The organism is Embleya sp. NPDC050154 (assembly GCF_044460165.1).
GTDB lineage: Bacteria > Actinomycetota > Actinomycetes > Streptomycetales > Streptomycetaceae > Embleya.
Genome location: NZ_JBITJP010000082.1, coordinates 1 through 1,223, shown reverse-complemented (window position 1 = coordinate 1,223; position 1,223 = coordinate 1). Strand labels below are relative to the sequence as shown.

Here is a 1,223-nt window from a genome sequence, read left to right as displayed (position 1 = left end):
CTAGTGCTAAGTTCCGCTTTGGGTGGGTAAGTAGTGGTCAAACAGTGCTGTTTCGGCTGCTCGGGGGCGAGTGTGGTGCCGAAGTTTCTGATGGCTCGTCAACCCGTTGACGGGGACGAGGAGAAGAAGATCCGGAGACTGGCTGCGGCGCGTCACGCGCCGGCGGACTGGATCCTCCGTGCCAGGATCGTCACGCTGAGCTGGGAAGGCCTGCGCGTGCCGCGAGTGGCCGATCGGGCGGGGTGCGACGCGAAGACGGTACGGCGGTGGCTGCACCGGTTCAACGAACAGGGCCTGGACGGCCTCGGCGACCGGCCCGGGTGCGGCCGCAAACGGCGGATCACCGAGGCCGAACGATCGCGAATCGTCGCACTGGTGAGGGGAGTTCCCTCCGGACGTCTCACGACGCAACCCTATGGGGACCTGTACGCCGAGGACGAGGCCGGGCCGCCGGAGTGGACATTGGATTCCCTGGCCGCCGAGGCCGGCAGGATGGGTATCGAGGTGGGTCGAAGTCAGGTTCGCAGGATCCTGCTCGCGGAGGGTGTGCGGTGGCGCCGCACGCGGTCGTGGGTTCGGTCGAGGGACCCGGATTTCGCGGGAAAAGGACGCGGATCGTCGAGCTCTACACCAGCCCGCCCGAAGACGCGACGGTCGTCTGCGTCGACGAACTCGGCCCGGTGATCCCGCGCTCGTTCCCGCCGGCGCCGGGTTGGTCGCCGGACGGACACCGCATCAAGAACGTGCTCGACTACAGCCGCGGCCCGGAGAAGACCTGGGTCTACGGGGGCCTGCGGGTCCGGGACGGGACCGAGGTCACGATGACCGCCACGTCGCGCAACAGCGTCTTCTACCAGCGCTTTCTCACGCTCGTCGAAGACGCCAATCCGACCGGCGACATCGTGGTCGTCACCGACAACCTCTCTTCCCACAACAGCTTTTCCACCCGGGAGTGGCTCGTCGACCATCCCAGGATCCAACACGTCTTCATCCCGGTCGGCGCCTGCTGGTTGAACCTGCAGGAGGGATGGTGGCGCATCTTTCGCAAGGCCGCCCTGGCAGGCCGATCCTTCGCCGACCCGGACGAGATAGACCACGCCACCCGCGTCGCGACAACCCAACTCAACACCCGGGCGAAACCATGGATATGGGGCAGACCCGCCCCACCGACCCGCACATTACGGCGCCGCTTCGTGTACACCCTTTGAGGAATGCAGCACTAG

Annotated in this window: 2 protein-coding genes; both read left to right on the top strand. The window is 66.6% G+C overall.

Translation table 11 applies throughout. The features are described 5' to 3' along the window. Positions 1 to 90: 90 nt before the first annotated feature. Positions 91 to 684, top strand: a complete 594-nt coding sequence (locus ACIBSV_RS50685; protein ID WP_395874810.1) for a helix-turn-helix domain-containing protein — start codon at positions 91 to 93, stop codon at positions 682 to 684. Beyond that, positions 570 to 1,208, top strand: coding sequence for an IS630 family transposase (locus ACIBSV_RS50680; protein ID WP_395874808.1), 639 nt, complete (start codon positions 570 to 572; stop codon positions 1,206 to 1,208). Before ACIBSV_RS50685 ends, ACIBSV_RS50680 begins: the two co-directional genes overlap by 115 nt. The last annotated feature ends 15 nt before the right edge of the window (positions 1,209 to 1,223 follow it).